This is a genomic window from Streptosporangium sp. NPDC023963, from assembly GCF_040639135.1.
Classification (GTDB): domain Bacteria; phylum Actinomycetota; class Actinomycetes; order Streptosporangiales; family Streptosporangiaceae; genus Streptosporangium.
This window is the reverse complement of sequence record NZ_JBEZZK010000008.1, coordinates 123,194-145,577: the sequence shown is the minus strand read 5'-3', so window position 1 is coordinate 145,577 and position 22,384 is coordinate 123,194. Positions and strand designations below refer to the sequence as shown.

Sequence of the window (22,384 nt, the reverse complement as noted above, 5' to 3'; positions counted from 1 at the left end):
CTTCGCTAGGTGCTCGGAGCGCCGGGCGCTCACGACTCGGTACCGGCGGGCTCGCGCTCGCGCGCCGGCGGCGGGGCAGCCGCCGGACGGCGGCCTCCCCGGCGGCGCAGGACGCGCAGGACGACGGCCGCCAGCATCACCACGAGAGCCGCCCCCACGATCACCAGGGCGACCCCGGTGTAGCCGGTGGTCCGCACGGTCAGCTCGATCGGCTTGCCGTACTTGCGGCCGTCCTCGGTGGTGAGCTGGACCGTCACGGTCGTCTGGCCGCTGGACCTGGAGGTCATCGGGATCCGGATGGTCTGGTTCTGGCCGCCGCGGATCTCCAGCTTGTCCTCGTACGGCTCGATCTTGAGCAGGTCGGGCTGGTCGGAGGTCACCTTGAGCCGGACCGCGACCGCGACCTCGCCGGCCTCGCCGCTCAGCTCGTTGCGCACGCTGATCGGCACGTCGCCGTTGCTGCCGGCCAGGGTGCGCAGCCGCGACTGCTCGCTGCCGGTGATGTTGACCATGGCGATCCGGCTGTCGATCGCCTCGGCGACCTGCTGGACGTACGGCGCGGCGTTGGCGGTCTTGCCGCGCCACGCCGAGGAGGTCAGGCGCAGCAGCGCCAGGTCGAAGACGTCGAGGTCCTGGGCGGTGGTGATCGCGGCGGTCAGGTCGGCGCGGGCGCCGACCCTCCTGACGCCCGTCAGGTACTGCTTGGAGAGCTCCAGCTTCCTGTCCTGGTCGGTGTAGGTCAGGCCGGCCCGCGGGACCGGGGGGACGCCCTTGGCGCGCTTGACCGTGTCGAGCGTGACGGGCGCCAGCCAGGGCAGGGTGGCGGCCGTCTCGACCAGATCGGTCACGTACTCCGGATCGGGGTCCCAGCGGCGGTGCGGGACGGCGATCACCGTCCTGGCCGGGGTGCCGGGCTCCGAAGCGATCATCGCCGTCTCCGCGATGAACCGCTGGCGGTTCGCCAGCGCCGCGCCGGGGGCGGAGGTGTCGGCGCCGATGGTCTCGCTCAGCGCCGCGTCGGCGACCAGGGCGGTGACCGGGCCGTTCACGCTCTCCAGGGTCGCCGCGGCGTCGGGGGTGGTGACCGGGGGCGTCACCGGCGGCAGGTTCGGCCCGTTCAGCAGCACGGTGCCGACGCCGCCGGTGGCCAGCAGGTCCAGCCCGTCGTAGTCGATCAGGCCGCCCACCGGCCAGTTCACGTTGGTGATCACGTCGCGGCCGAGGGTCTCCCTGGCCACGATCCCGGCCGCGGCGATCCCGGTCCCGGTGGCGTCGTCGACGCCGTTGTGGGCGAGGGCCGCCACGTCGGGGTCGCCGTACGGGGTCGCCACCACCGGGTGGTCGGCGACGGCCTCGCGGAAGTCGTTCAGCCACTGGGCGGTCTCGGGGGTCGCGGGGCGCTGCTGGGTGCGGTCCTTGACCCTGACCGCGTGCGGCTCGCCCATGGCCCGCGCGTCGTCGAGCAGGGCGGGGTCGACGATCCAGGTGAGCCCCTTGGCGGACGACGTGTCCTGGGCGATCTTGAGCAGGTCGCCCAGCCGCTTGCCGGGGGCCATGGCCGCGGGCAGGCCCTCGTCGACGAAGGTGGAGTCGCCGGCCCGGCGCGGCTGGTCGACGATGGGCAGCACCGTGGCGAGCCGGGTGCGGGCCACCCTGGTCTCCCTGGGCATGTAGGTCACCGTGGTGCGCAGGGTGCCCTGCTGCCCGAAGGCGTTGAGCACCTCGACCATGACCGGGTAGACGCCGAAGCCGGAGAACTTCAGCTCCTGCGGCGTGAAGGAGAACTCCCACGGCAGCTTGCCCGAGGGCGCGATCGGCGCCTGGACGAAACTCTCGCAGCACCACGAGTTCGGGAGGGTCTGTCCCGTCTGGTAGGCCTCCAGGTCGGCGCGCCGGGCGAACGGCTGGGGGGAGTAGTGCATCCGGATGCGCAACCCGTTCAGGGTCTCGGTGCCGGAGTTGACCAGGGAGCCGGACAGCTTGATCTCGGTGGTCGGGTCGCGGGGGGCGTCGGGGCCGATCGCCTCCAGCACGACCTGGAGGCCCGCCCGGCTCACCGAGGTCGTCCGGGCGTTCGCCGTACCCGGAACGACCACGGCCGCGGGAACGAGCAGCGTGGTGGCGAGCAGGGCGAGGAGCGCGGCCTTGTGGATCACGTGCCGGCCAGGGGTCGAGTACGGCGCACGCCGGTAATGCTATGGCCTAACCGGCGAGGGGAAAGGTCGCCGGCTCCCTCCGGGAGCCGTGCCGGGTCAGGTCCACGATCTTTCCTGACACCAGTGTGAGCAGATGGTCGGCGCGGATCAGGAGTGCCGTACGACGCTCCCCGGTGGGCACGTAAACGGGTGTGACGGTGCGGGTGAGTCGCTCGTCCACCAGCACGGTGAGCGTGGCGGGCAGCAGCAGCGGGCAGACCAGGCCCGAGGCGTAGTCGGTGGCGGAGTTGACGGTGAAGGCCGAGGCCTGCCGGACCCGCCGGGCCTCCAGGATGCCGGCGACCACGCCGGGGCGCGGCGGGGAGCCGACGGAGGTGACGACCGCCACGGGTTCGCGGCCGATCCGCGTCGTGACCTCGAGGACCGTGACTCCCACGCAGATCTCGGGACTCGCCGACAGCACCTCGGGGAGTTCGTCCGAGCATGTCATCGCGCGCGGAAGGCGTACGATCTCATGATGGACCTGGTGTGCGAGGAGCCAGCGGTGGATCGCGAGCGCATCCTTCATGTGTGTGCTCCTTGCCTCGACGCACAGTCCCCGAGGTTCCCTGACCGACCGTAACCTGGTGATCGCTTCAGGTGTATCCCCGCAGGGGAACATGTTCCGTAACCGAAGGACCTACCCGGCTTGTCCCTTTCAAATCTGACCCAGAGCCAGCGCCACGGCATGAGCGAGCTGTTCCGGAAGATCGCACCCGTGGCGGACGAGCTCGGCGAGCTCTTCGCCGCCAGGGGATACCAGATCGCCCTCGTCGGCGGCTCCGTACGCGACGTCTTCCTGGGCAGGATCGGCAACGATCTCGACCTGACCACGGACGCGAGGCCCGAGACGGTCCTGGAGCTCGTCCGCGACTGGGCCGACTCCATCTGGACGATCGGCATCGACTTCGGCACCGTCGGCGTCCGCAAGGGCGGGTGGCTGCTGGAGATCACCACCTACCGCAGCGAGTCGTACGATCCCAAGTCGCGCAAGCCCGACGTGGCCTACGGCGACACGCTGGAGGGCGACCTGGCCCGGCGCGACTTCGCGGTCAACGCGATGGCGCTGCGCCTGCCGTCCCGCGATTTCGTCGACCCGCACGGCGGCCTCGACGACCTGCACGCCAAGGTGCTGCGCACCCCGGGCCCCCCCGAGCGCTCCTTCGGCGACGACCCGCTGCGGATGCTGCGCGCGGCCAGGTTCGCCAGCCAGCTCGGCTTCGCCGTCGACCCGGCGGCGCTCGCCGCGATGGGCGCGATGGCCGACAGGATCGACATCGTCTCCGCCGAGCGCATCCGCGACGAGCTGGACAAGCTCATCGGCGGCGACCACCCCCGCGAGGGCCTGCGGCTCCTCGTCGAGTCGGGGCTCGCCGACCACGTGCTGCCCGAGGTGCCCAAGCTCCGTCTGGAGATCGACGAGCACCACCGGCACAAGGACGTCTACGAGCACTCGCTGATCGTGCTGGAGCAGGCGATCGACCTGGAGGAGAGCGGCCCCGACCGGATCCTGCGCTGGGCCGCGCTCCTGCACGACGTGGGCAAGCCGAAGACCCGCCGCCACGAGCCCGGCGGCCGGGTCTCCTTCCACCACCACGAGGTGGTCGGCGCCCAGCTCGCCAAAAAGCGCATGGCGGAGCTGAAGTTCCCCAAGGACGTGGTGGCCGACGTCTCCCGCCTGGTGGAGCTGCACCTGCGCTTCCACGGGTACGGCACGGGCGAGTGGACCGACTCGGCCGTGCGCCGCTACGTCCGCGACGCCGGGCACCTGCTGGAGCGCCTGCACAAGCTGACCCGCGCCGACTGCACCACCCGCAACCGGCGCAAGGCCCAGGCGCTGTCGCAGACCTACGACCAGCTGGAGGAGCGCATCGCCCGGCTGGCGGAGGAGGAGGAGCTCGGCAAGATCCGCCCCGAGCTCGACGGCAACGAGATCCAGGAGCTCCTCGGCGTCCCGCCGGGCCCGGTCGTGGGCCGCGCCTACAGGTTCCTGCTGGAGATGCGTCTCGACCGGGGCGTCCTCGGTAAGGAGGCCGCCGCGGACGCCCTCCGTGAGTGGGCGCGGGCGAACGGGGTGGACGGCCGGACCGGCGACGTGGGCGGTGAGGCGGGCGACGCCGTCGGCGAGGTGGACCCTGAACGGCGCTCCTGACCTCGGCGGCTTCGGTGCTCCCGGTCCTCGTTTCGGCCGTGACGGCCGTGAAGCCTGGGACGGTCGCGGCGGTCTCGGCGGTCGCGGCGGCCTTGAGGGGATCGTGGAGACGGCCGGGGGCGCGGAGATCGCCCCGGCGGAGATCGCCAGGCTCGACCGTGAACACGTGTGGCACCCCTACGCGGCCACACCCCAGCCGGTGGCGCCGCACGTCGTCTCCCGCGCCGACGGGGTGCGGCTGACGCTCGCCGACGGCCGCGAGCTGGTCGACGGCATGTCGTCCTGGTGGGCGGCCGTCCACGGCTACAACCACCCCCGGCTCAACCGGGCGCTGAAGGACCAGCTGGAGGACATGGCGCACGTCATGTTCGGCGGGCTCACCCACGGGCCCGCCGTGCGGCTGGCCGCCACGCTCGCCGCGATGACCGGGCTGCCGAAGGTGTTCCTCGCCGACTCGGGGTCGGTCGCCGTCGAGGTCGCGATCAAGATGGCGTTCCAGCTCACCGGCAGGGGGCGGCTGCTCACGGTGAGAGGCGGCTACCACGGCGACACCTTCGGGGCGATGTCGGTCTGCGACCCGGTCAACGGCATGCACCACCTGTTCTCCGGCGTGCTGCCCGGGCACGTGTTCGCCGACCGGCCGCCGCGCGAGTACGACGAGGGCTACGCGGCCCGGCTGGCGGACCTGGTCGCCCGGCACGCCGGCGAGCTGGCCGCGATCATCGTGGAGCCGGTCGTCCAGGGGGCGGGCGGCATGCACTTCTACCACCCGGCCTACCTGCGGCTGCTCCGCGAGCTGGCCGACGAGCACGGCGTCCTGCTGATCGCCGACGAGATCGCCACCGGGTTCGGCAGGACCGGGGAGCTGTTCGGCTGCGACCACGCCGGGATCAGGCCCGACATCATGTGCCTGGGCAAGGCCCTGACCGGCGGCTACATGTCGATGGCCGCGACGCTGTGCACCGAGCGGGTGGCCGAGGGCGTCGGCGTGCTGGCGCACGGGCCGACGTTCATGGGCAACCCGCTGGCCGCGGCCGTCGCGAACGCCTCCCTGGAGCTGCTGCGGGAGCGCCCGTGGCGCGAGGAGGTGGGCCGCATCGAGGCGGGCCTCCTCGCGGGCCTGGCCGGGGCCTCGGGGGCCCCCGGGGTGAGCGACGTGCGGGTCCTCGGCGCGATCGGGGTGATCGAGACCCGCGAGCCCGTCGACGTCCCCGCCGTCCAGGACCTCGTCATGCGGCACGGCGTCTGGCTCCGCCCGTTCGGACGGCTGATCTACGCGATGCCGCCCTACTCGATCGGCGACGGCGACCTGGAGAGGGTCACGACGGCGATGACGGCTGCGGCCCGGTCACTGTGAGGGCCGCGTCGGCGATGACGGCGGTCCGGTCACTTCAAGGGCCGTGACGGTGACGGCGGCGGTCCGGTCACTTCAAGGGCCGTGACGGTGACGGCGGCAGCGGCTGGATCACCCTGGCCGGCGTGATGATCCGGTAGATCACCGCGCCCGCGACGTATCCGGCGGCGATGACCACCAGCACGAGCAACGACCTGCCGTCCGGCGGGAGCAGCGCCGCCGCCAGGGCCGCGGCCAGCACGTAGCTGCCGTTGAAGAGCATGTCGTAGACGGAGAAGGCCCGGCCGAGGTAGGCGTCCTGGACGTCTCGCTGGACGGCGGTGTCGGCGCAGATCTTGATGCTCTGCCCGGCGATGCCGAGGACGAAGCCCGCGGCCGCGAATCCCCACTCCTGGAACGGCGCGCAGAGCGCCGGCGTCAGCACCCCGGAGGTGACCAGCATGGCCGGGACCCACCGCTCGATGCCGAAGCGCTCGGTGGCCCACGGCGTGACCAGGATGGCCAGGAAGTAGCCGACCCCCGAGGTGGCGACCACGATGGAGACCGCGTTCAGCGCGTCCTCGGCGTTCTCGGCGAAGTAGTAGCGCGACAGCAGCACGATCATGGCCGTGCACATGCCGTACATGAACCGGTGGGTGGCCATCGCGCCCATCGCCGCGGCGGCGGCCCGGTGCCGGGCGAGGTGCCGCACGCCGTCGGCCAGACCGGTCAGCACATGGCGCACGGCCTCGCGGGCCTGCGGCCGGTCGGGGTCGTAGGCGGGGCCGAGCAGCCGCCTGCCCATGGTCATGGAGATGAGCGCGCTGAGCCCGAAGACGAGACCGGAGACGACCAGCAGCACCGAAGTGCCCCGGTGGTCGGAGCCGAAGACCGCCCGGAGCAGGTAGCCGGCGCCGATGCCCACGAAGGTGAGCACGGTGCCCGAGGTCGGGGTGACCGCGTTGGCCACCATCAGCCGGTCGGCCGGCACGACGTGCGGGAGCGAGGCTCCCAGCGCGGCCAGGAAGAAGCGGTTCACCCCGAGCACGCCGAGTGCGGCGGCGTAGAAGACCGCGTCGGGGGCGTCCGCGGCGACGAGCCCCGCCGCGGCGAGCAGCAGCGCCCCGCGGACCAGCGGCGCGATGACCAGGATCTGCCGCCTCGACCAGCGGTCGATGAACACCCCGACGAAGGGGCCCAGGATCGAGTACGGCAGCAGCAGCACGGCCAGCCCGGCGGCGATCTCCACCGCGCTCGTGCTCTTCTCCGGGCTGAAGAACGCGAACCCGGCCACGGCGAACTGGAAGATCCCGTCGGAGAACTGCGAGACCAGGCGGGTCGCGTACAGCCTCCGGAAGTCCCGACCTTCCAGGACCACGCGTAGATCGGATACGAATGACACGCGCTCAGCCTATGTGCGACGGCGATGGGCGGGCATCGGGAACATCCCTGACGGGGTAGTTGGACATTTCGTACCTTTGCCTACGTATCGCTTAGGGGGCGCGGTAAACCGACATGATCACGTACCCTCGGTCGAGTGACACCTGATGAACACGTTGTGCTTGTCGACACCGAGGGAAACGCGATCGGCACGGCGGCCAAGGCCACGGTGCACGGTCTTGACACTCCCCTCCATCTGGCCTTCTCCAGTTACGTGTTCGACGAGCAGGGGCGGGTCCTCCTGTCCCGCCGCGCACTGCACAAGATCACCTGGCCGGGGGTGTGGACCAACAGCTGTTGCGGCCACCCCCTGCCCGGCGAGCCGCTTCCCGAGGCGGTGACCCGCAGGCTCTCCCACGAGCTGGGCCTCGCGGCCGGCCAGGTCGATCTCCTCCTGCCCCGCTTCTCCTACCGCGCGGTCATGGACAACGGCACCGTCGAGCGGGAGCTGTGCCCGGTCTACCGGGTGCTCGTGACCGCGGAGGCGGCGCCCAACCCCGACGAGGTCGACGACGTCCGCTGGATGCCGTGGAAGGAGTTCACCGACGGGGTGCTCGGCGACCGTCTGGCGATCTCCCCCTGGTGCCGCGAGCAGGTCCCCCAGCTGGCCGAGCTCGGCGCCGACCCGCTCGAATGGCGGGCCGCCGACCCCGCCGACCTCCCGCCCGCCGCCCGCTGACCCGCCCGCCGAGGCTGCGGTCCCACGTCCCGGCGGCGTGAGGGTCTCCCACATCGGCGGCCGTTTCCACGGCGAGAGCCCCCGGCCCACATGGGCCGGGGGCTCTCGCCGTTCACCGTCCGGTCGTCGTGCGACGCCGGCAGGTCAGCGCTCGACCTCGCCGCGGATGAACTTCTCCACGTAGTCGCGCGCCTCGTCGTCGGAGTACTGCTCCGGGGGTGACTTCATGAAGTACGAGGAGGCGGACAGGATCGGGCCGGAGATGCCCCGGTCAAGGGCGATCTTGGCGGCGCGCACCGCGTCGATGATGATGCCGGCGGAGTTGGGGGAGTCCCAGACCTCCAGCTTGTACTCCAGGTTGAGGGGAGTGTCGCCGAAGGACCTGCCCTCCAGGCGCACGTACGCCCACTTGCGGTCGTCGAGCCACGGCACGTGGTCCGACGGGCCGATGTGCACGTCGGCCTTCTGCATCTCGTGCGGGATCTGCGAGGTGACCGACTGGGTCTTGGAGATCTTCTTGGACTGCAGGCGCTTGCGCTCCAGCATGTTCATGAAGTCCATGTTGCCGCCGAAGTTCAGCTGGTACGTGCGCAGCAGCTCGACACCGCGGTCCTCGAACAGCTTGGCCATCACGCGGTGCGTGATGGTCGCCCCGACCTGCGACTTGATGTCGTCACCGACGATCGGGACCCCGGCGTCGACGAACTTCTGGGCCCACGTGGGGTCGGAGGCGATGAACACCGGCAGCGCGTTGACGAACGCGACCTTGGCGTCGAGGGCGCACTGGGCGTAGAAGCGGTCGGCCTCCTCCGAGCCCACCGGCAGGTAGGAGACGAGGACGTCGACCTTGCTGTCCTTGAGGACCTGCACGACGTCGACCGGGGCCTCGTCGGACTCCTCCACCATCTCCCGGTAGTACTCGCCGAGACCGTCGTAGGTGGGGCCGCGCTGCACCGTCACGCCGAGCGGCGGCACGTCGCAGATCTTGATCGTGTTGTTCTCCGAGGCCACGATCGCCTCGGACAGGTCACGCCCGACCTTCTTGGCGTCCACGTCGAACGCCGCGACGAACTCCACGTCGCCGACGTGGTAGTCGCCGAACTTCACGTGCATCAGGCCCGGCACCCGGGCACCGGGGTCGGCGTCCCGGTAGTAGTGCACGCCCTGAATGAGCGACGTGGCACAGTTGCCTACACCGACAATGGCTACGCGCACCGAACCCATGGCACTCGCTCCCCTTTGTTCTCTCAGTGGTCAGTTCTCTTCCGGGGTGGCGTGCCGCCCCGTCGTGCCCGTCCCTGGCGCGGGCGCCCTGGACGTCTCATCTCGCGCGGGCCGCCGTTCCCCCTCCGGCGGCGATGCTCGCCGTTCGGTGGCGATCAGCTCATTCAACCAGCGCACTTCGCGTTCGACCGATTCCAGACCGTGACGCTGGAGCTCGAGGGTGTAGCTGTCCAGCCGTTCGCGCGTACGGGCGAGTGCCGTGCGCACGGCGTCCAGACGTTCCTCGAGCCGGCTGCGGCGACCTTCGAGGATGCGCAGGCGCACCTCGGCCTCGGTGTGCCTGAAGAAGGCGAAGTGCACGCCGAAGCTCTCGTCCTCCCAGGCGGACGGGCCGGCCTGGGTGAGGAGTTCCTGCAGGCGTTCCTTGCCCTCCGCGGTCAGTTTGTAGACGATCTTCGAACGGCGGCCGGGGAGCACGATGGCGCTGTCGGCGGCCGTGGTGGCCGCGGTGGCGTCGCCGTCTTCGACGATCAGCCCGTCGGTGAGCAACTGGCGGAGGCACGGGTAGAGGGAGCCGTAGGAGAACGCCCGGAACATGCCGAGCAGGGCGTTGAGCCGTTTGCGCAGCTCATAACCGTGTAGCGGGGTCTCGTGCAACGACCCGAGCACGGCCAGCTCCAGCACGCCGCCACGTCCGCCGGCCACTGGAAACCACCACCTCTCGCGTCGATGTATCGAACCGATACATCGACAGGATACGTCCATTCAACATAAGGCTGCAATCAGCGACTTTCCCAAGAGGTTGGGAGCAAACCGCAAAAAGCCGTAGTCTGGCGCGTATGTGGTCACAGCAGGCGGTGGTGGGACACGGCCCCCGCGCGGCGTGGACCGCTTTTCAATGCCGGGAATCCCGCGTCGACGCGGGGGAGGTCTGCCAAGGTTGTTGCCCGAACCACCTGGCGATCTCGTTCGTCCCCGGGAATGGAGATCCACCCGAATAGGCCGGCTACCAGTGAGCCAAGGCGACGAGGTCTCCGTTGATCAGGAGGTAGTCTCGCCCGCCTGCACGCCGTCATAGACCCCGATGACCAAACGAGGACGCGTGAGTTACAGCCACAGCAATGACCCGGAGCCGGACGGGCGCCAGGAAGGCGCCGACGGATCGGCTCGCCAGGGGCGGCGCCGTCGCTCGAGCCCAGGAGCCGCTCCCCGTGCAGTTCCCCCCTCACAAAACCCCCAAACTGCCGCGAGCTGGGATTCTTCCCGGCAGGCACCGCAGGATCGGCCACCGCAGAGAGCGGGGGCCGATCCCCGCACCGCGATGATGCCCCAGCACGGCGGGATGCCCTACCCCGGCGGCGCGCCGTCCCAGCAGCCCGGCGGACCGCCCCGGCGCGACGCGGGCGCCCCCGGCGGCATGCCGCCGCGCGGCCCCGGCGGCCCTGGCGCCCCCGGTGGTCCTGGCGCCCCCGGCGTTCCCGGTGGGATTCCCCAGCGCGGCCCCGGCGCCCCCGGCGAGGCGCGCCGGCGCGACACCGACCCGACCGGCCGCCGCACCGAGGCTGCCTTCGAGGACACCCAGGCGATGCTCGCCGCCCAGGCGGGCGGGGGGCGTCCCGCCGGTCCGAGGCCGGGCGAGGGCGGGCGCAGGCGCCGCGGGCGTGGCGCGAGCGGTCCCGCCGCGGGCGGACCCGAAGGTCCCGAGGGCCCCGGAGGTCCCGGGGGCGGCGGTCCCGACGGCGACGACGAGCCCAAGAGGTGGACGCGCTTCCTGCCCAACTGGAAGATCGTCATGGCCAGCTTCGTGGTGCTCAGCGCGGGCGTCTTCGGCATGATCGCGGTCGCCTACGCCAACACGCCCATCCCCAATTCCACGCAGGCCAGCGTGGACGACCGGGGCAGCGTGATCTACTACCGCGACAAGAAGACCCCGATCGCGCGGATCGGCATCCAGCGCGTCCCGGTGAAGCTCGCGCAGATTCCCACGCACGTCCAGGACGCGGTGATCGCCCTGGAGAACCAGACCTTCCGCACCGACAGCGGCATCGACCTCGCGGGCATGGCCCGCTCGCTCTGGAGCACCGTGAGCGGCACCCAGCTCCAGGGCGCCTCGACCATCACCCAGCAGATGGCGCGCGGCTACTACGACGGCCTCAGCCAGGAGGTCTCGATCCAGCGCAAGATCAAGGAGATCTTCGTCTCCGTCAAGCTGAGCAAGACGATGGAGAAGGACCAGATCCTCGAGGAGTACTTCAACCTCATCTACTTCGGCCGTGGCGCGCACGGCATCCAGGCGGCGGCGAAGACGTTCTTCGGCAAGAACGTCGGCCAGCTGACCGTGCCGGAGGGCGCCTACCTGGCCGCCCGGGTCCAGAACCCGAGCGCCTTCGACGTCCAGGAGCAGAAGAGCGACTACTCCGCGATCAAGTGGCGGTTCGGCGCCGCGCTCAAGAACATGGCGGAGATGGACCCCGCCAAGTACGGCAAGTACGCGGGAAGCTCCTTCGAGGACCTGAAGTTCAAGAAGGCCAAGGCCGCGAACACCTACAAGGGTCTCAAGGGCTACATGCTCAACATCGTCCTGCGGGAGCTCAAGGGGCGGGGTATCGAGCAGGAGGACCTGGAGACCGAGGGCTACAAGGTCTACACCACCTTCGACGAGAAGATGATGGAGGCGGCGCAGAAGGCGGTGAAGGCCCGCACCTCCGGCCTGGAGCGGACCATCCACGCCAGGCTGGCCTCGGTGGACCCGAAGAACGGCCGGGTGCTCGCCTTCTACAGCGGCGACGACTTCGTCAACGACTCCGTCAACCGCGCGTTCGACTCCACCAAGCAGGCGGCGTCGGCGTTCAAGCCCTACGTGCTCGCGGCCTGGCTGGAGAACGACAAGTCGCTCGACAGCCTGGTGGACGGCATGCGGACGATCAAGATGCCCGGCACCACCCCGATCAGCAACTCGGGGAACCAGGCGTTCGGGCCGATCGACATGGTCAAGGCCATGGCCAGCTCGGTCAACACTGCCTTCGTGCAGATGGGCAAGGAGGTGACCCTCGAGGAGGTGGCGAGGATCGCCAAGGAGGCGGGGGTCGGCGAGACCACCAAGTACAACCCCCTCTACAAGCGCAAGAACGCTGTCGACTACGCGGTCGAGGAGCAGAAGTACCAGGTCACCATCGGCAGCGCCTCGGTCACCGCGGTCGAGCAGGCCGCCGGTTACGGGATCTTCGCCAACGAGGGCAAGCACTACAACTGGCACACCGTCACCAAGGTGACCACGGTCGACGGCTCCGTCGTGCTCCCCGAGCAGATCGTCGAGAAGCAGGTCATCACTCCCGAGACCGCGGCCGACACGACCGTCGCGCTGCAGGCCGTCGTCAAGGGCGGCACCGGCGGTGCCGCCAACCTCGGCACGCGGCCGGTGGCCGGCAAGACCGGCACGAACAACGGCTACAAGGACGCCTGGTTCGTCGGCTTCACCCCGCAGATCGTCACCGCGGTCGGCATGTCCAAGGACGTGCCCTACAACAAGCCGCTGGGGGCCGAGGGAAGGCGCAAGCTCAAGGTCAACAAGTACGGCCTGCCGAACCCGAAGATCAAGGTCGTGCACTGGGCCGAGGAGCCCATGCCCTCCTTCATCGGCGGCGGCGGCACCCCGACCCAGATCTGGCACGACTACATGCAGGTCGTGACCGCCAAGGACGAGGTCCTGCAGTTCCCGCCGAGGGCCAACACCGGGACGCGGAACAACCTGGTCACGCCCACCCCGACGCCCAGCCCGACGCAGACGATGGACGACACCAACCCGTTCCCCGACGAGAACGGCGACGACGGCGGCTGGCCGCCGAACGACAACAACGACGGCGGCGGCGAGCAGGGCGAGCCCGACGGCCGCGAGTGCCTGCCCTGGGACGGCTCGTGCGACGTCGGCGAGAACGGCGATCCGGGCAACGGCCCGCCGAACGGCGAGCTGGAACAGAACGACGCGCCGGGCGCGGCCGGCACACCCGGCACGCCGGCCGCGGCCCTGGTCCCGACACCCTCGGCGAGCGGACGGCGTCCCTGATGAAGAACCTCCTGTCGCCGCGAGGCCCGCTGCCCGAGTTAGGCACCCGGGCCATCCCGTACCTGCCCCTGGCCCTGTTCGCGGGGCTGGGGGCGGTCCTGGCCTGGTTCTGGAAGTGGCCGTGCCGCGTCGACGGGGCGTGGAACCACGGGACCCTGCAGTTCACGAACTTCTGTTACACCGACATCTATCCCCTGTGGTGGAACGAGAAGCTCAACGAGGGCAAGATCCCCTATTTCGACTATCCGGTCGAGTACCCCGTCGGCATCGGCGGGATCATGGAGTTCTTCCGCCGGATCGTCACCCCGATGAGCGACCAGGGGACGGCGTTCTACGACCTCACCGTCATCCTCATGGCGCTCTGCCTGGTCGTCGGCGTGCTGCTGATGGCCACGCTGGCCGGTCCCGCCAGGCGCTGGGACGCGCTCTGGTACGCCCTGGCCCCCGCGCTGATCCTCACCGCGTACATCAACTGGGACCTGGCGGCCAACGCCCTCGCGCTGGGCGCGCTGCTGGCCTGGTCGAAGCGCAAGCAGTGGCTCGCGGGCATCCTGCTCGGCCTGGCGATCGCCACCAAGTTCTACCCGCTGATGTTCCTCGGCCCGCTGTTCCTGCTGACGCTGCGCACCGGCAGGTGGATGCCGTTCCTCAAGACGATCGGCGGCGTCGCGGGCGCCTGGCTCGTCGTCAACGTACCGATCATGGTCTTCGCCTTCGACGGCTGGAAGAGGTTCTACGTCTTCAGCCAGGAGCGACCGGCCGACTGGGGCTCCATCTGGTACTTCTTCAACCAGAAGCAGTGGCCGGTCCTGGGTGACTCCGAACTCCTCGACAAGCTGGGTGTCATCTCGCTCGCCGCGTTCTGCCTGGCGATCGCCGTGATCACCCTGACGGCCAGGACCCGTCCCCGCCTGATGCAGCTGTGCTTCCTCACGCTGGCGGCGTTCATGCTGACCAACAAGGTGTGGTCGCCGCAGTACGTGCTCTGGCTGATCCCCTTCGCGGTGCTGGCCAGGCCGGGCTGGAAGCCGATCGCGCTCTGGCAGCTCGCCGAGTGCTGGTACTTCTTCGCGATCTGGCTCTACCTGGTCGGCATCCAGCCGGGCAACGAGGCGCTGGGCATCTCGGGCGACACCTACTTCACCGCGGTGTGGGCCCGCGCGATCACCATCCTGATCATGATGGCGTTCGTCGTACGGGACATCTTCGTTCCCGACAAGGACGTGATCCGCGAGGATGGGACCGACGACCAGGCGGGCGGCGTCTTCGACGGGGCACCCGACCGCTTCCGGCTCGCGCTCTCCTAGCGCGGGGACGGAGCCGTTCGCCGGGCGTCCGCGTCCGGCGGGCGGTGCGTTCGCCGAGGTGGCGGGGCCCGGGTGGGGGTGTTCGCCGGGCGTCCGGCAGGTCCGCCGAGGCGGCAGGAGACAAGATGGGCCCGTTCGGCGAGAGTCCGAGTCTGGCGGTCCGTCGAGCTGATCCGGAACAATTCGACCTTGTGACCACTCCTTCCGCTCCCCCTCGCGAGACCCCTCCGCGCGACACCGCGACGGAAGGGCTGCTGCTCTGGCTGGCCTCCCGTCTGGGAATCGTCGTCCTGGTCGCCGTCGGCGCGCAGGCGCTGATGGAGGGGGACGCCGTACCGAAGCCGTTCCTGGAGCGCTGGCGCAACTGGGACGCGAACCTCCTCATCACCATCGCCGAGCACGGCTACGACGGTGTCCCGGGCAGCGAGCCCGACAGGGGGCTGCCCGCCTTCTTCCCCGGAATGCCGCTGATGCTCCGCGCGGTGCATCTCGTGATCGACGACTGGACGCTCGCCGGTCTGCTGATCTCCCTGGTGGCCGGTGCCGTCGCGATGGCGGCGCTCGCCAGGCTGGCCGAGTTGGAGGGGCCGGAGGGAACCGGCCGGCGCGCGGTGCTGGCGCTGCTGCTCTGGCCGATGGCGGTGTTCCTGTTCGCGGGCTACAGCGAGTCGCTCTTCCTGGCCTTCGCCGTCCCGGCCTGGCTCGCGGCACGTCAGGGCCGCTGGCCGCTCGCCGCGGCCCTGGCTGCGGGCGCCTCCTGCGTGCGCATCACCGGCCTGTTCCTGGCCGTCGCGCTGATCGTGGAGTTCCTCGTCCGCAGGCAGCCCCTGCGGCGGGCGGGGTGGCTGCTCCTGCCGTTCGTGCCGCCGGCGCTCTACTCCGCCTACCAGTACTCCCGTACGGGCGACTGGCTGGCCTGGAAGAGCGCGCAGGAGGCCGGCTGGGGGCGTCACATGGTGTGGCCCTGGGAGTCGCTGAGCACGACCTTGAACGCGGCCGCGGGCGAGGGGCGAATGGCCTGGGCGTTCCGGATGGAGATCGCGGGGGCGGCCGTCGGGGTCGGGCTCGTTCTGGTCCTGCTCTTCCTGCGGAGGTGGAGCGAGTTCGTCTACGTGGGGCTCCAGGTGGGCGCCCTGCTGTGCTCGGCCTACTATCTGTCGGTCCCGCGCTCGGCGCTGCTGTGGTGGCCGCTCTTCATCCTGATCGCCAGGGCGAGCGGCGGACCGGCGCCGTGGAAACGGTGGGTCATCCTCGTCTACGCCCTGGTGGTGGGCCCGCTGATGGCGCTCAACGTGTTGATCTTCGCCGACGGGGCCTGGGTGGGCTGAACGGCGGGAATTCTCCTTACCCACTCTTCGGGAAAAGTAATCCCATGAAGTTATCCACAGGCTGTGGATCAATCCTGGTTCCGGAGTCTCCTAGAGCTTCGTCCTGAGGAAGGCGATGTCCTCGGCCTGGCCGTCGAAGGGGGTCTCCACCACGATCGGGGCGTTCGCGCTCCGGCACACCCCCAGGATGAGCTCGGGGTCGATCTGGCCCGCGCCGAGGCTCGCGTGCCGGTCGGCGCCGGAGTCGAAGGCGTCGCGCGAGTCGTTGCAGTGGATCAGGTCGATCCTGCCGGTGATCGCCATGACCCGCTCGACCACGTCCGCCAGATCCTCGCCGCCCGCGTGGGCGTGGCAGGTGTCGAGGCAGAAGCCCACGTCGAAGCCGTCGAGCGCGTCCCACAGCCGGGCGATGCGCTCGAGCTTGCGCGCCATCGCGTTGCCGCCGCCCGCGGTGTTCTCGATGAGCACGGGGACCTCGTGCCCCTCCAGGCGCTCGAACACCTTGCGCCAGTTGTCGAAGCCGGTCTGCGGGTCGTCCCCGGCGCCGACGTGCCCGCCGTGGACGATCAGTCCCCGGGCGCCCAGCTCGGCCGCCGCCGCGAGGTGCGAGCTCAGCAGCTTGCGGCTGGGGATGCGCACCCGGTTGTTGGCGGTCGCCACGTTGATCACGTAAGGGGCGTGGACGTAGACCTCCACGTCCGAGTCCTTGATCTCCCGCGTCTTCTCACCGATGACCGGGGCCTTCCACCCCTTCGGGTCACCGAGGAAGAACTGCACGACCTCGGCGCCGCGCGCTCTGGCGTGCGCCAGCGGGTCGTCCTGGTCGACATGAGCTCCGATAAGCGGCATGTATCCGAGAGTAGCCGTTTCAACGCCGAGGGCAGGGGCAGTCGCAGGTCGCGCCCCACCGCCCGCCCCCACGGGCCGACCCCAAGGAGTTCCAAGTGGCTGCTCGCTATCGCAGAGGGATCAGTCTCATCGGCCTCATCTACATCCTGATCGGCCTCTATGTCGCCTGGGTGTACGAATACATCACCCCCGCGCTCCTGAAGGACATCGCCGAGGCGCTGCTCGCGGTGTTCCTGTGGTTCCTCATCCTGCTGGGCGTGGATCTGCGCCTGGCCGGCTAGCCGTTCCCCGTCCGCGTGCCGCCCGTCGGCCCGGCCCGCGTGGCCTGGACGCCGCGGCACGACCTTCGCCGGTGTGGCCCTCGTCAGGTTCGGGACCCTACGGGAGGAAACCCCCGTTGCGGATGCCGAAGGCCACACCGACGAACGAGGCCACGATGCCCACGATGTTCAGCGTGCGCTCCGGCGTCGTCGCGGAGACGTACTGGGAGTAGAGGCCGCCGAAGAACCCCAGCACCCCCAGGAACGACGCGACGGAGTGCGCCGCGGGGAAGAGCCCGGCCACGAAGGCGATCAGCCCGCAGAGGATCGTGCAGACGCTCAGCGCGTTCTCCAGGGGGTGGCGCCGCCCGTCGCTGTTCAGCCTGAACCGGGAACGCCCGCTCCGGCCGTGTCCGGACGCATGCGGCATCTTCCCCGCCCCCCTTTCCCGGTGAGGACGTGTCCCACCGGGACCTACCCGTTTCCCCTGATGGGGACGTGCCCGGCGAGGTGACGGCCCAACCCTTGCCGGACTGGTAGGCTGGCACGGCTACGTCGAATGGGTGTGTCATGGCCCACCCTCCACCCCGAGCGCCGAAATGGGAGCCCGAGGTGAAGTACGTCAGCGTCCTCCTGTCACGGCACGGTGTCGTGACCGCAAGAGTCCAGAGGAGGTTGGAAGTCAGCATGCGCCGTTACGAAGTGATGGTCATTCTTGACCCCTCGCTCGATGAGCGTACGGTCGCCCCTTCCCTCGACCAGTTCCTCACGGTCGTCCGCAACGACGGCGGCACCGTGGAGAAGGTCGACGTGTGGGGTCGCCGCAGGCTGTCCTACGACATCGCGAAGAAGCCCGAGGGCATCTACGCCGTCATCGACCTGAGCGCCGAGCCCGCCACGGTCAAGGAGCTCGACCGGCAGATGAACCTCAACGAGGGAATCCTGCGCACCAAGGTCCTGCGCCCGGACGTGCACTAATCTCCGGCATTTTGTCGGGCGGCAGCCGTACTCTGAGCCGATAACCAGCGAAGGCCGCAGGAAGGGCAGCGCTAGCCATGGCAGCAGGCGACACCACGATCACCATCGTCGGCAACCTCGTCGACGATCCGGAGCTGCGCTTCACCCCCACGGGGCAAGCGGTGGCCCGGTTTCGCATCGCGTCCACTCCGAGGTTCCTCGACAAGACGACCAACGAGTGGAAAGACGGCGAAGGCCTGTTCCTGACCTGCAACGTGTGGCGGCAGGCGGCGGAGAACGCCGCCGAGAGCCTCCAGCGCGGCATGCGGGTCATCGTTCAGGGACGGCTCCGCCAGAGGTCTTACGAGACCAAGGAAGGCGAGAAGCGCACCGTTTACGAGGTTGAGGTCGACGAGGTCGGCCCCTCCCTGAGAAACGCGACCGCCAAGGTCAACAAGACCGCCCGTCAGGGCGGTGGCGGCGGTGGCGGCTTCGGTGGCGGCCCCGCCAACGACCCGTGGGCCTCCGCGGCGCCGGCCGCACCGCAAGGTGGCGGCTTCTCCGGCGGCGGCGGCAACAACTACGGGGGCGGCGGCGGTCAGCAGCAGCAGGGTGGCGGCGGCTTCGGCGGCGGCGACTTCAGCGACGAACCGCCCTTCTAGGGACGCCTTTCCGGGACGGCCACCACGGCGTCCCGACATCCCAGTCCATATCCGCAGCGACCATTCCCGCCTGACGGCGGGGCTCTGAAAGGAGCACCACGATGGCCAAGCCGGCACTGCGCAAGCCTAAGAAGAAGGTTTGCCTGTTCTGCCACGACAAGATCTCCTACGTCGACTACAAGGACACGGCGCTGCTTCGGAAGTTCATCTCCGACCGCGGCAAGATCCGTGCCCGCCGGGTGACGGGCAACTGCACCCAGCACCAGCGTGACGTGGCGACCGCTATCAAGAACGCTCGTGAGATGGCGCTCCTGCCGTACATGAGCACCGCGCGCTAAGGAGGTCCGGACAGATGAAGCTCATTCTCACCAGTGAGGTCACCGGCCTCGGCGCCCCTGGCGACATCGTCGAGGTCAAGAGCGGCTACGGCCGCAACTACCTGCTTCCCCGCGGCTTCGCGATCCTCTGGACGCGCGGCGGCGAGAAGCAGATCTCCTCGATCAAGAAGGCCCGTGACGCTCGCGAGATTCGCGACCTTGGCACCGCCAAGGAGGTCGCCGGCCAGCTGCAGGCCCTGAAGGTGGTCCTGAAGACGAAGGCCGGCGAGTCCGGCCGCCTCTTCGGCTCCATCACCACGGGTGACGTCGCCGAGGCCGTCAAGGCCGCCGGTGGCCCCCTGCTCGACCGCCGTCGCATCGAGATCGCCTCCGCGATCAAGAGCCTCGGTTCCCACCGGGTCAGCGTCAAGCTGCACCCGGAGGTCTCCGCGTCCCTCGATGTCGAGGTCGTCGCGGCCTGACAGGCCCCGTGCGACAAGGGCCCCTCTCCCGTTCGCGGGGAGGGGCCCTTGTCCTTTCCCGGTCCTGGCCGTTTCCCGGTCCTGGCCGTTTTCCAGCCGTCGCCGTTTCCCGGTTCTGACTGCTTCCCGGTTCTCGCTGTTTTCCGGTCGTCGCCGTTTCCCTGCCGTCGCCGTTTCCCGGCCCTCGCGCCGACCTCCTCCCGCCGGCCGTCCTCCCGCCGGCCCGGAAAGCCGGTGGATACCGGCCTTCCCGGCCCTCCTGCGGACCCTGGGGACCGGCGGAAACCCCCTTTTCCGCCGGGAAATTTCATATTCTGATACCCGTTACCCCAGGTCACTGCGAGTACATACAATTCGGGAACCGTTGCTTCGGCCTGGAGGTTTTGTCATGGTCCGTCCCTCGACGCTGTTCGCGCTCGGTGCCCTCGCGGCGACCGCGGTGGCCTGTGCGCCGGCCTCGGAAACGGCGACCCAGGCGAGCCCCGCGTCCTCAGGCGCCTCAGGGACCTCCACGGCTCCCAGCGCCTGCGCCAAGGACAGTCCCGCGCTGAAGACCCCCGGCAAGCTGACCATCGGCACCGACAAGCCCGCCTACGATCCGTGGTTCAGCGACGACGACCCGGCCAACGGCAAGGGCTTCGAGAGCGCGGTCGCCTACGCCGTCGCGGACCGGCTGGGCTTCGCCAAGGGTGACGTCACCTGGGCGACGGTGAAGTTCGACTCCGCGTTCGCGCCGGGCGCCAAGCAGTTCGACTTCGACGTCAACCAGGTCTCGGTGACCCCCGACCGTGCCAAGGTCGTCGACTTCAGCAAGGGCTACTACACGGTCAAGCAGGCCGTGGTCGCGCTGGACGGTTCCAAGGTCGCCTCCGCCACGGACCTGGCGGGCCTGAAGGACGCCAAGATCGGCGTGCAGATCGGCACCACCTCGCTGCAGGCGGTCAAGGACGTCATCAAGCCGTCGACCGAGATCAACGTCTACAACGAGCAGATCGACGCCGTCAACGCGCTGAAGAACAAGCAGGTCGACGCCGTGGTGGTCGACCTGCCCACCGCCTTCTACGTGACCGCGGCCCAGGTCGAGAACTCCAAGATCGTCGGCCAGTTCGGCGCGGCCTCCGGGGAGCCCGAGGTCTTCGGCGCGGTCTTCGAGAAGGGCAGCCCGCTGGTGGGCTGCGTCAACGAGGCCATCGACGAGCTGACCGCCTCCGGTGAGCTGGCGAAGATCGAGACCGAGTGGCTCGGCTCCGCCGCAGGCGCACCGGAGCTGAAGTGACCCTGGAGTCCCCTCCGACGTCGCCCATGCCCATGCTCATGCCCGCAGCCGGGACCACGGCCGGAGGTAGAGCCGCAGCCGCAGCCGTAATCGGGGCCGGGGCCGGGGCCGGGGCCGAAGGTTCGCCGCGGGCGCGGAGCGCGTACGGTCCGCGTCACGACGGCGCTCGATGAGGAGCGACGAGCACCCGGGGGATCCCGCCGGCTGGGCGAAGAGCGAGCGGCAACTGGAGCGGGAACGGCTCCGCAGGAGGTCGTCGATCCGTTCGGGCTCCGTCGCGACGGTCTCGACGATCCTCGTGATCGTCCTGCTGCTCTGGCTCTTCACCACCTCGCCCGGCTGGCCCCGGGTGCGGGAGACGTTCTTCGACCTCGACCAGTTCACCGAGGCGCTGCCGGACGTGCTGAGCGGGTTCCTGCTCAACATCAAGATTTTCCTGATCGCCGAGCCGCTGATCCTCGTGGTGGGAATGCTCGTCGCGCTGGCCCGCAACCTCACGGCGCCGGTGTTCTTCCCACTGCGCGCTCTCGCGGTGATCTACACCGACGTCTTCCGCGGCGTGCCCACGATCCTCGTCATCTATCTCGTCGGCTTCGGCCTGCCCGCACTCGGCCTGCAGGGCACGCCGACGGACCTCGCGACGCTGGGCATCATCGCGCTCACCCTCTCGTACGGCGCGTACGTGGCGGAGGTCTTCCGGGCCGGCATCGAGTCTGTGCACCCCAGTCAGCGGGCCGCAGCCCGGTCCCTCGGGCTGAGTCACGGCCAGACCATGCGCCACGTGGTGGTTCCGCAGGCCGTGCGCCGGGTGGTGCCGCCGCTGCTCAACGACTTCGTCTCGCTGCAGAAGGACACCGCGCTCGTCGCCACGATCGGTCCCCTGGAGGCGCTGCGGCAGGCGCAGATCCACGTCGCCAGCACCTTCAACTACACCCCCTACCTGGCGGCGGCGCTGCTGTTCATCCTGCTCACCATCCCCATGGCCCGCTTCACCGACTACCTGGCGGCCCGCTCGCAGCGGCGGCGGGGCCAGTGAGCGGGCGGACCGGGGCGTACGGAGGCAGCGTCCCGCCGCCCGGTGGGACGGCGGCGGCACGGGAGGAGAGGGCATGAGCCTGCTGACCATCGAGGGCCTGTGGAAGAACTACCGCGGCCACAACGTGCTGCGCGGGATCGACCTGGAGGTCGAGCCGCACGAGGTGGTGTGCCTGATCGGCGCCTCCGGCTCCGGCAAGTCCACCCTGCTGCGCTGCGTCAACCTGCTGGAGACCGCCGACGACGGCACGATCACCCTGGACGGTGAGGAGATCACCGATGCCAGGACCGATCCCGACGGCGTGCGCAAGCGCATGGGCATCGTGTTCCAGGCGTTCAACCTGTTCCCGCACATGAGCGTGCTGGACAACATCACGCTGGCGCCGCGCAAGGTGCACAAGACGGGTAGGAAGCAGGCCGAGTCGCAGGCCCGCGACCTGCTGGACAGGTTCGGCCTGGCGGACAAGGCGGACGCCTACCCCGACCAGCTCTCCGGTGGCCAGCAGCAGCGTGCCGCCATCATCAGGGCCCTGGCCACCCAGCCTCGCCTGATGCTGCTGGACGAGGTCACCTCGGCCCTGGACCCGGCGCTGGTCAAGGAGGTGCTCGGGATCATCCGGGAGCTCAAGGAGGGGGGCATGACCATGGTCCTGACCACCCACGAGATGGGTTTCTGCCGGGAGATCGCCGACACCGTCTGCTTCCTCGACGGCGGCGTGCTCCTGGAACGAGGCACCCCCGAGCAGATCTTCACCGATCCTCGTGAGCCCCGTACCAGGGAGTTCGTGCAGAGTGTGATCGACGCCCGGCGCCTTTGACCTCTTC

General features: G+C 69.8%; 21 protein-coding genes. 14 read left to right on the top strand and 7 right to left on the bottom strand.

What is annotated here, in order from left to right:
- Nucleotides 1-29 precede the first annotated feature (29 nt).
- Together AB0F88_RS24315 and AB0F88_RS24310 are read right to left on the bottom strand one after the other, a co-directional pair.
- A complete protein-coding gene (locus AB0F88_RS24315) occupies nucleotides 30-2,156 on the bottom strand; it encodes a DUF6049 family protein (RefSeq protein WP_362688178.1) in 2,127 nt (708 codons plus the stop codon).
- Nucleotides 2,157-2,202: 46 nt separating this feature from the next.
- Nucleotides 2,203-2,724, bottom strand: coding sequence for a YbaK/EbsC family protein (locus AB0F88_RS24310; protein WP_362688175.1), 522 nt, complete (start codon nucleotides 2,722-2,724; stop codon nucleotides 2,203-2,205).
- Nucleotides 2,725-2,883: 159 nt separating this feature from the next.
- Between AB0F88_RS24310 and AB0F88_RS24305 the strand changes: the two genes are divergently transcribed.
- Nucleotides 2,884-4,347 carry a CCA tRNA nucleotidyltransferase gene (locus AB0F88_RS24305; RefSeq protein ID WP_362688758.1) on the top strand — a complete coding sequence of 488 codons (1,464 nt, stop codon included), beginning with the start codon at nucleotides 2,884-2,886 and terminating at the stop codon, nucleotides 4,345-4,347.
- Nucleotides 4,348-4,450: 103 nt separating this feature from the next.
- Entirely contained in the window at nucleotides 4,451-5,704 is a 1,254-nt protein-coding gene (locus AB0F88_RS24300; protein ID WP_362688172.1) for an adenosylmethionine--8-amino-7-oxononanoate transaminase, read from the top strand.
- Between the two features lie 67 nt (nucleotides 5,705-5,771).
- On the opposite strand, the gene AB0F88_RS24295 is transcribed toward AB0F88_RS24300, so the two are convergent.
- Nucleotides 5,772-7,082, bottom strand: a complete 1,311-nt coding sequence (locus AB0F88_RS24295; RefSeq protein WP_362688169.1) for an MFS transporter — start codon at nucleotides 7,080-7,082, stop codon at nucleotides 5,772-5,774.
- A gap of 135 nt (nucleotides 7,083-7,217) precedes the next feature.
- Here AB0F88_RS24295 and idi point away from each other — a divergent pair, with 135 nt between their 5' ends.
- Nucleotides 7,218-7,799, top strand: coding sequence for an isopentenyl-diphosphate Delta-isomerase (gene idi / locus AB0F88_RS24290; RefSeq protein ID WP_362688166.1), 582 nt, complete (start codon nucleotides 7,218-7,220; stop codon nucleotides 7,797-7,799).
- Between the two features lie 144 nt (nucleotides 7,800-7,943).
- Here idi and AB0F88_RS24285 read toward each other — a convergent pair whose 3' ends face one another.
- Both AB0F88_RS24285 and AB0F88_RS24280 read right to left on the bottom strand, forming a co-directional pair.
- Nucleotides 7,944-9,023, bottom strand: a complete 1,080-nt coding sequence (locus AB0F88_RS24285; protein WP_362688163.1) for an inositol-3-phosphate synthase — start codon at nucleotides 9,021-9,023, stop codon at nucleotides 7,944-7,946.
- A 30-nt stretch (nucleotides 9,024-9,053) separates the two neighbouring features.
- Complete coding sequence (locus tag AB0F88_RS24280) at nucleotides 9,054-9,728, bottom strand: PadR family transcriptional regulator (protein WP_362688160.1); 675 nt, start codon at nucleotides 9,726-9,728, stop codon at nucleotides 9,054-9,056.
- Nucleotides 9,729-10,344: 616 nt separating this feature from the next.
- Between AB0F88_RS24280 and AB0F88_RS24275 the strand changes: the two genes are divergently transcribed.
- From AB0F88_RS24275 to AB0F88_RS24265, 3 genes are all read left to right on the top strand, one after another.
- Nucleotides 10,345-13,086 (top strand): transglycosylase domain-containing protein, encoded by a 2,742-nt coding sequence (locus AB0F88_RS24275; RefSeq protein WP_362688157.1) that lies wholly within the window; start codon nucleotides 10,345-10,347, stop codon nucleotides 13,084-13,086.
- Nucleotides 13,086-14,393, top strand: a complete 1,308-nt coding sequence (locus AB0F88_RS24270; protein WP_362688154.1) for a glycosyltransferase 87 family protein — start codon at nucleotides 13,086-13,088, stop codon at nucleotides 14,391-14,393. Before AB0F88_RS24275 ends, AB0F88_RS24270 begins: the two co-directional genes overlap by 1 nt.
- A 191-nt stretch (nucleotides 14,394-14,584) precedes the next feature.
- Complete coding sequence (locus AB0F88_RS24265) at nucleotides 14,585-15,721, top strand: hypothetical protein (protein WP_362688151.1); 1,137 nt, start codon at nucleotides 14,585-14,587, stop codon at nucleotides 15,719-15,721.
- Between the two features lie 90 nt (nucleotides 15,722-15,811).
- Here AB0F88_RS24265 and AB0F88_RS24260 read toward each other — a convergent pair whose 3' ends face one another.
- Entirely contained in the window at nucleotides 15,812-16,570 is a 759-nt protein-coding gene (locus tag AB0F88_RS24260; protein ID WP_362688148.1) for a deoxyribonuclease IV, read from the bottom strand.
- Between the two features lie 95 nt (nucleotides 16,571-16,665).
- On the opposite strand from AB0F88_RS24260, the gene AB0F88_RS24255 reads away from it, so the two are divergent.
- Complete coding sequence (locus tag AB0F88_RS24255; RefSeq protein ID WP_362688145.1) at nucleotides 16,666-16,851, top strand: hypothetical protein; 186 nt, start codon at nucleotides 16,666-16,668, stop codon at nucleotides 16,849-16,851.
- A 97-nt stretch (nucleotides 16,852-16,948) separates the two neighbouring features.
- Here AB0F88_RS24255 and AB0F88_RS24250 read toward each other — a convergent pair whose 3' ends face one another.
- Nucleotides 16,949-17,260, bottom strand: a complete 312-nt coding sequence (locus AB0F88_RS24250) for a hypothetical protein (RefSeq protein ID WP_362688143.1) — start codon at nucleotides 17,258-17,260, stop codon at nucleotides 16,949-16,951.
- 257 nt (nucleotides 17,261-17,517) lie between these two features.
- Here AB0F88_RS24250 and rpsF point away from each other — a divergent pair, with 257 nt between their 5' ends.
- From rpsF to AB0F88_RS24215, 7 genes are all read left to right on the top strand, one after another.
- On the top strand, nucleotides 17,518-17,808 hold the full coding sequence (gene rpsF, locus AB0F88_RS24245; protein WP_030919721.1) for a 30S ribosomal protein S6: 291 nt from the start codon (nucleotides 17,518-17,520) through the stop codon (nucleotides 17,806-17,808).
- A 77-nt stretch (nucleotides 17,809-17,885) separates the two neighbouring features.
- Nucleotides 17,886-18,449: a single-stranded DNA-binding protein gene (locus tag AB0F88_RS24240; RefSeq protein WP_350968673.1), complete on the top strand. Its 564-nt coding sequence runs from the start codon at nucleotides 17,886-17,888 to the stop codon at nucleotides 18,447-18,449.
- A 101-nt stretch (nucleotides 18,450-18,550) separates the two neighbouring features.
- Nucleotides 18,551-18,787, top strand: coding sequence for a 30S ribosomal protein S18 (gene rpsR, locus AB0F88_RS24235; RefSeq protein WP_012895699.1), 237 nt, complete (start codon nucleotides 18,551-18,553; stop codon nucleotides 18,785-18,787).
- 14 nt (nucleotides 18,788-18,801) lie between these two features.
- Nucleotides 18,802-19,248: a 50S ribosomal protein L9 gene (gene rplI / locus AB0F88_RS24230; protein ID WP_344744211.1), complete on the top strand. Its 447-nt coding sequence runs from the start codon at nucleotides 18,802-18,804 to the stop codon at nucleotides 19,246-19,248.
- Nucleotides 19,249-19,636: 388 nt separating this feature from the next.
- Nucleotides 19,637-20,524: an ABC transporter substrate-binding protein gene (locus tag AB0F88_RS24225; protein ID WP_362688138.1), complete on the top strand. Its 888-nt coding sequence runs from the start codon at nucleotides 19,637-19,639 to the stop codon at nucleotides 20,522-20,524.
- A 169-nt stretch (nucleotides 20,525-20,693) separates the two neighbouring features.
- The gene (locus AB0F88_RS24220) at nucleotides 20,694-21,560 is read left to right on the top strand and encodes an amino acid ABC transporter permease (protein ID WP_362688135.1); all 867 of its coding nucleotides are present in this window, start codon (nucleotides 20,694-20,696) and stop codon (nucleotides 21,558-21,560) included.
- A gap of 73 nt (nucleotides 21,561-21,633) precedes the next feature.
- Nucleotides 21,634-22,377, top strand: coding sequence for an amino acid ABC transporter ATP-binding protein (locus AB0F88_RS24215; RefSeq protein ID WP_362688132.1), 744 nt, complete (start codon nucleotides 21,634-21,636; stop codon nucleotides 22,375-22,377).
- Nucleotides 22,378-22,384 lie beyond the last annotated feature (7 nt).

Coding starts and splice junctions, on each gene's coding strand:
- AB0F88_RS24310 (WP_362688175.1), bottom strand. CDS start 2,724: ATGAAGGATGCGCTCGCGATCCACCGCTGGCTCCTCGCACACCAGGTC.
- AB0F88_RS24305 (WP_362688758.1), top strand. CDS start 2,884: ATGAGCGAGCTGTTCCGGAAGATCGCACCCGTGGCGGACGAGCTCGGC.
- AB0F88_RS24285 (WP_362688163.1), bottom strand. CDS start 9,023: ATGGGTTCGGTGCGCGTAGCCATTGTCGGTGTAGGCAACTGTGCCACG.
- AB0F88_RS24275 (WP_362688157.1), top strand. CDS start 10,345: ATGATGCCCCAGCACGGCGGGATGCCCTACCCCGGCGGCGCGCCGTCC.
- AB0F88_RS24270 (WP_362688154.1), top strand. CDS start 13,086: ATGAAGAACCTCCTGTCGCCGCGAGGCCCGCTGCCCGAGTTAGGCACC.
- AB0F88_RS24260 (WP_362688148.1), bottom strand. CDS start 16,570: ATGCCGCTTATCGGAGCTCATGTCGACCAGGACGACCCGCTGGCGCAC.
- AB0F88_RS24250 (WP_362688143.1), bottom strand. CDS start 17,260: ATGCCGCATGCGTCCGGACACGGCCGGAGCGGGCGTTCCCGGTTCAGG.
- rpsF (WP_030919721.1), top strand. CDS start 17,518: ATGCGCCGTTACGAAGTGATGGTCATTCTTGACCCCTCGCTCGATGAG.
- AB0F88_RS24240 (WP_350968673.1), top strand. CDS start 17,886: ATGGCAGCAGGCGACACCACGATCACCATCGTCGGCAACCTCGTCGAC.
- rpsR (WP_012895699.1), top strand. CDS start 18,551: ATGGCCAAGCCGGCACTGCGCAAGCCTAAGAAGAAGGTTTGCCTGTTC.
- rplI (WP_344744211.1), top strand. CDS start 18,802: ATGAAGCTCATTCTCACCAGTGAGGTCACCGGCCTCGGCGCCCCTGGC.
- AB0F88_RS24225 (WP_362688138.1), top strand. CDS start 19,637: ATGGTCCGTCCCTCGACGCTGTTCGCGCTCGGTGCCCTCGCGGCGACC.
- AB0F88_RS24220 (WP_362688135.1), top strand. CDS start 20,694: ATGAGGAGCGACGAGCACCCGGGGGATCCCGCCGGCTGGGCGAAGAGC.
- AB0F88_RS24215 (WP_362688132.1), top strand. CDS start 21,634: ATGAGCCTGCTGACCATCGAGGGCCTGTGGAAGAACTACCGCGGCCAC.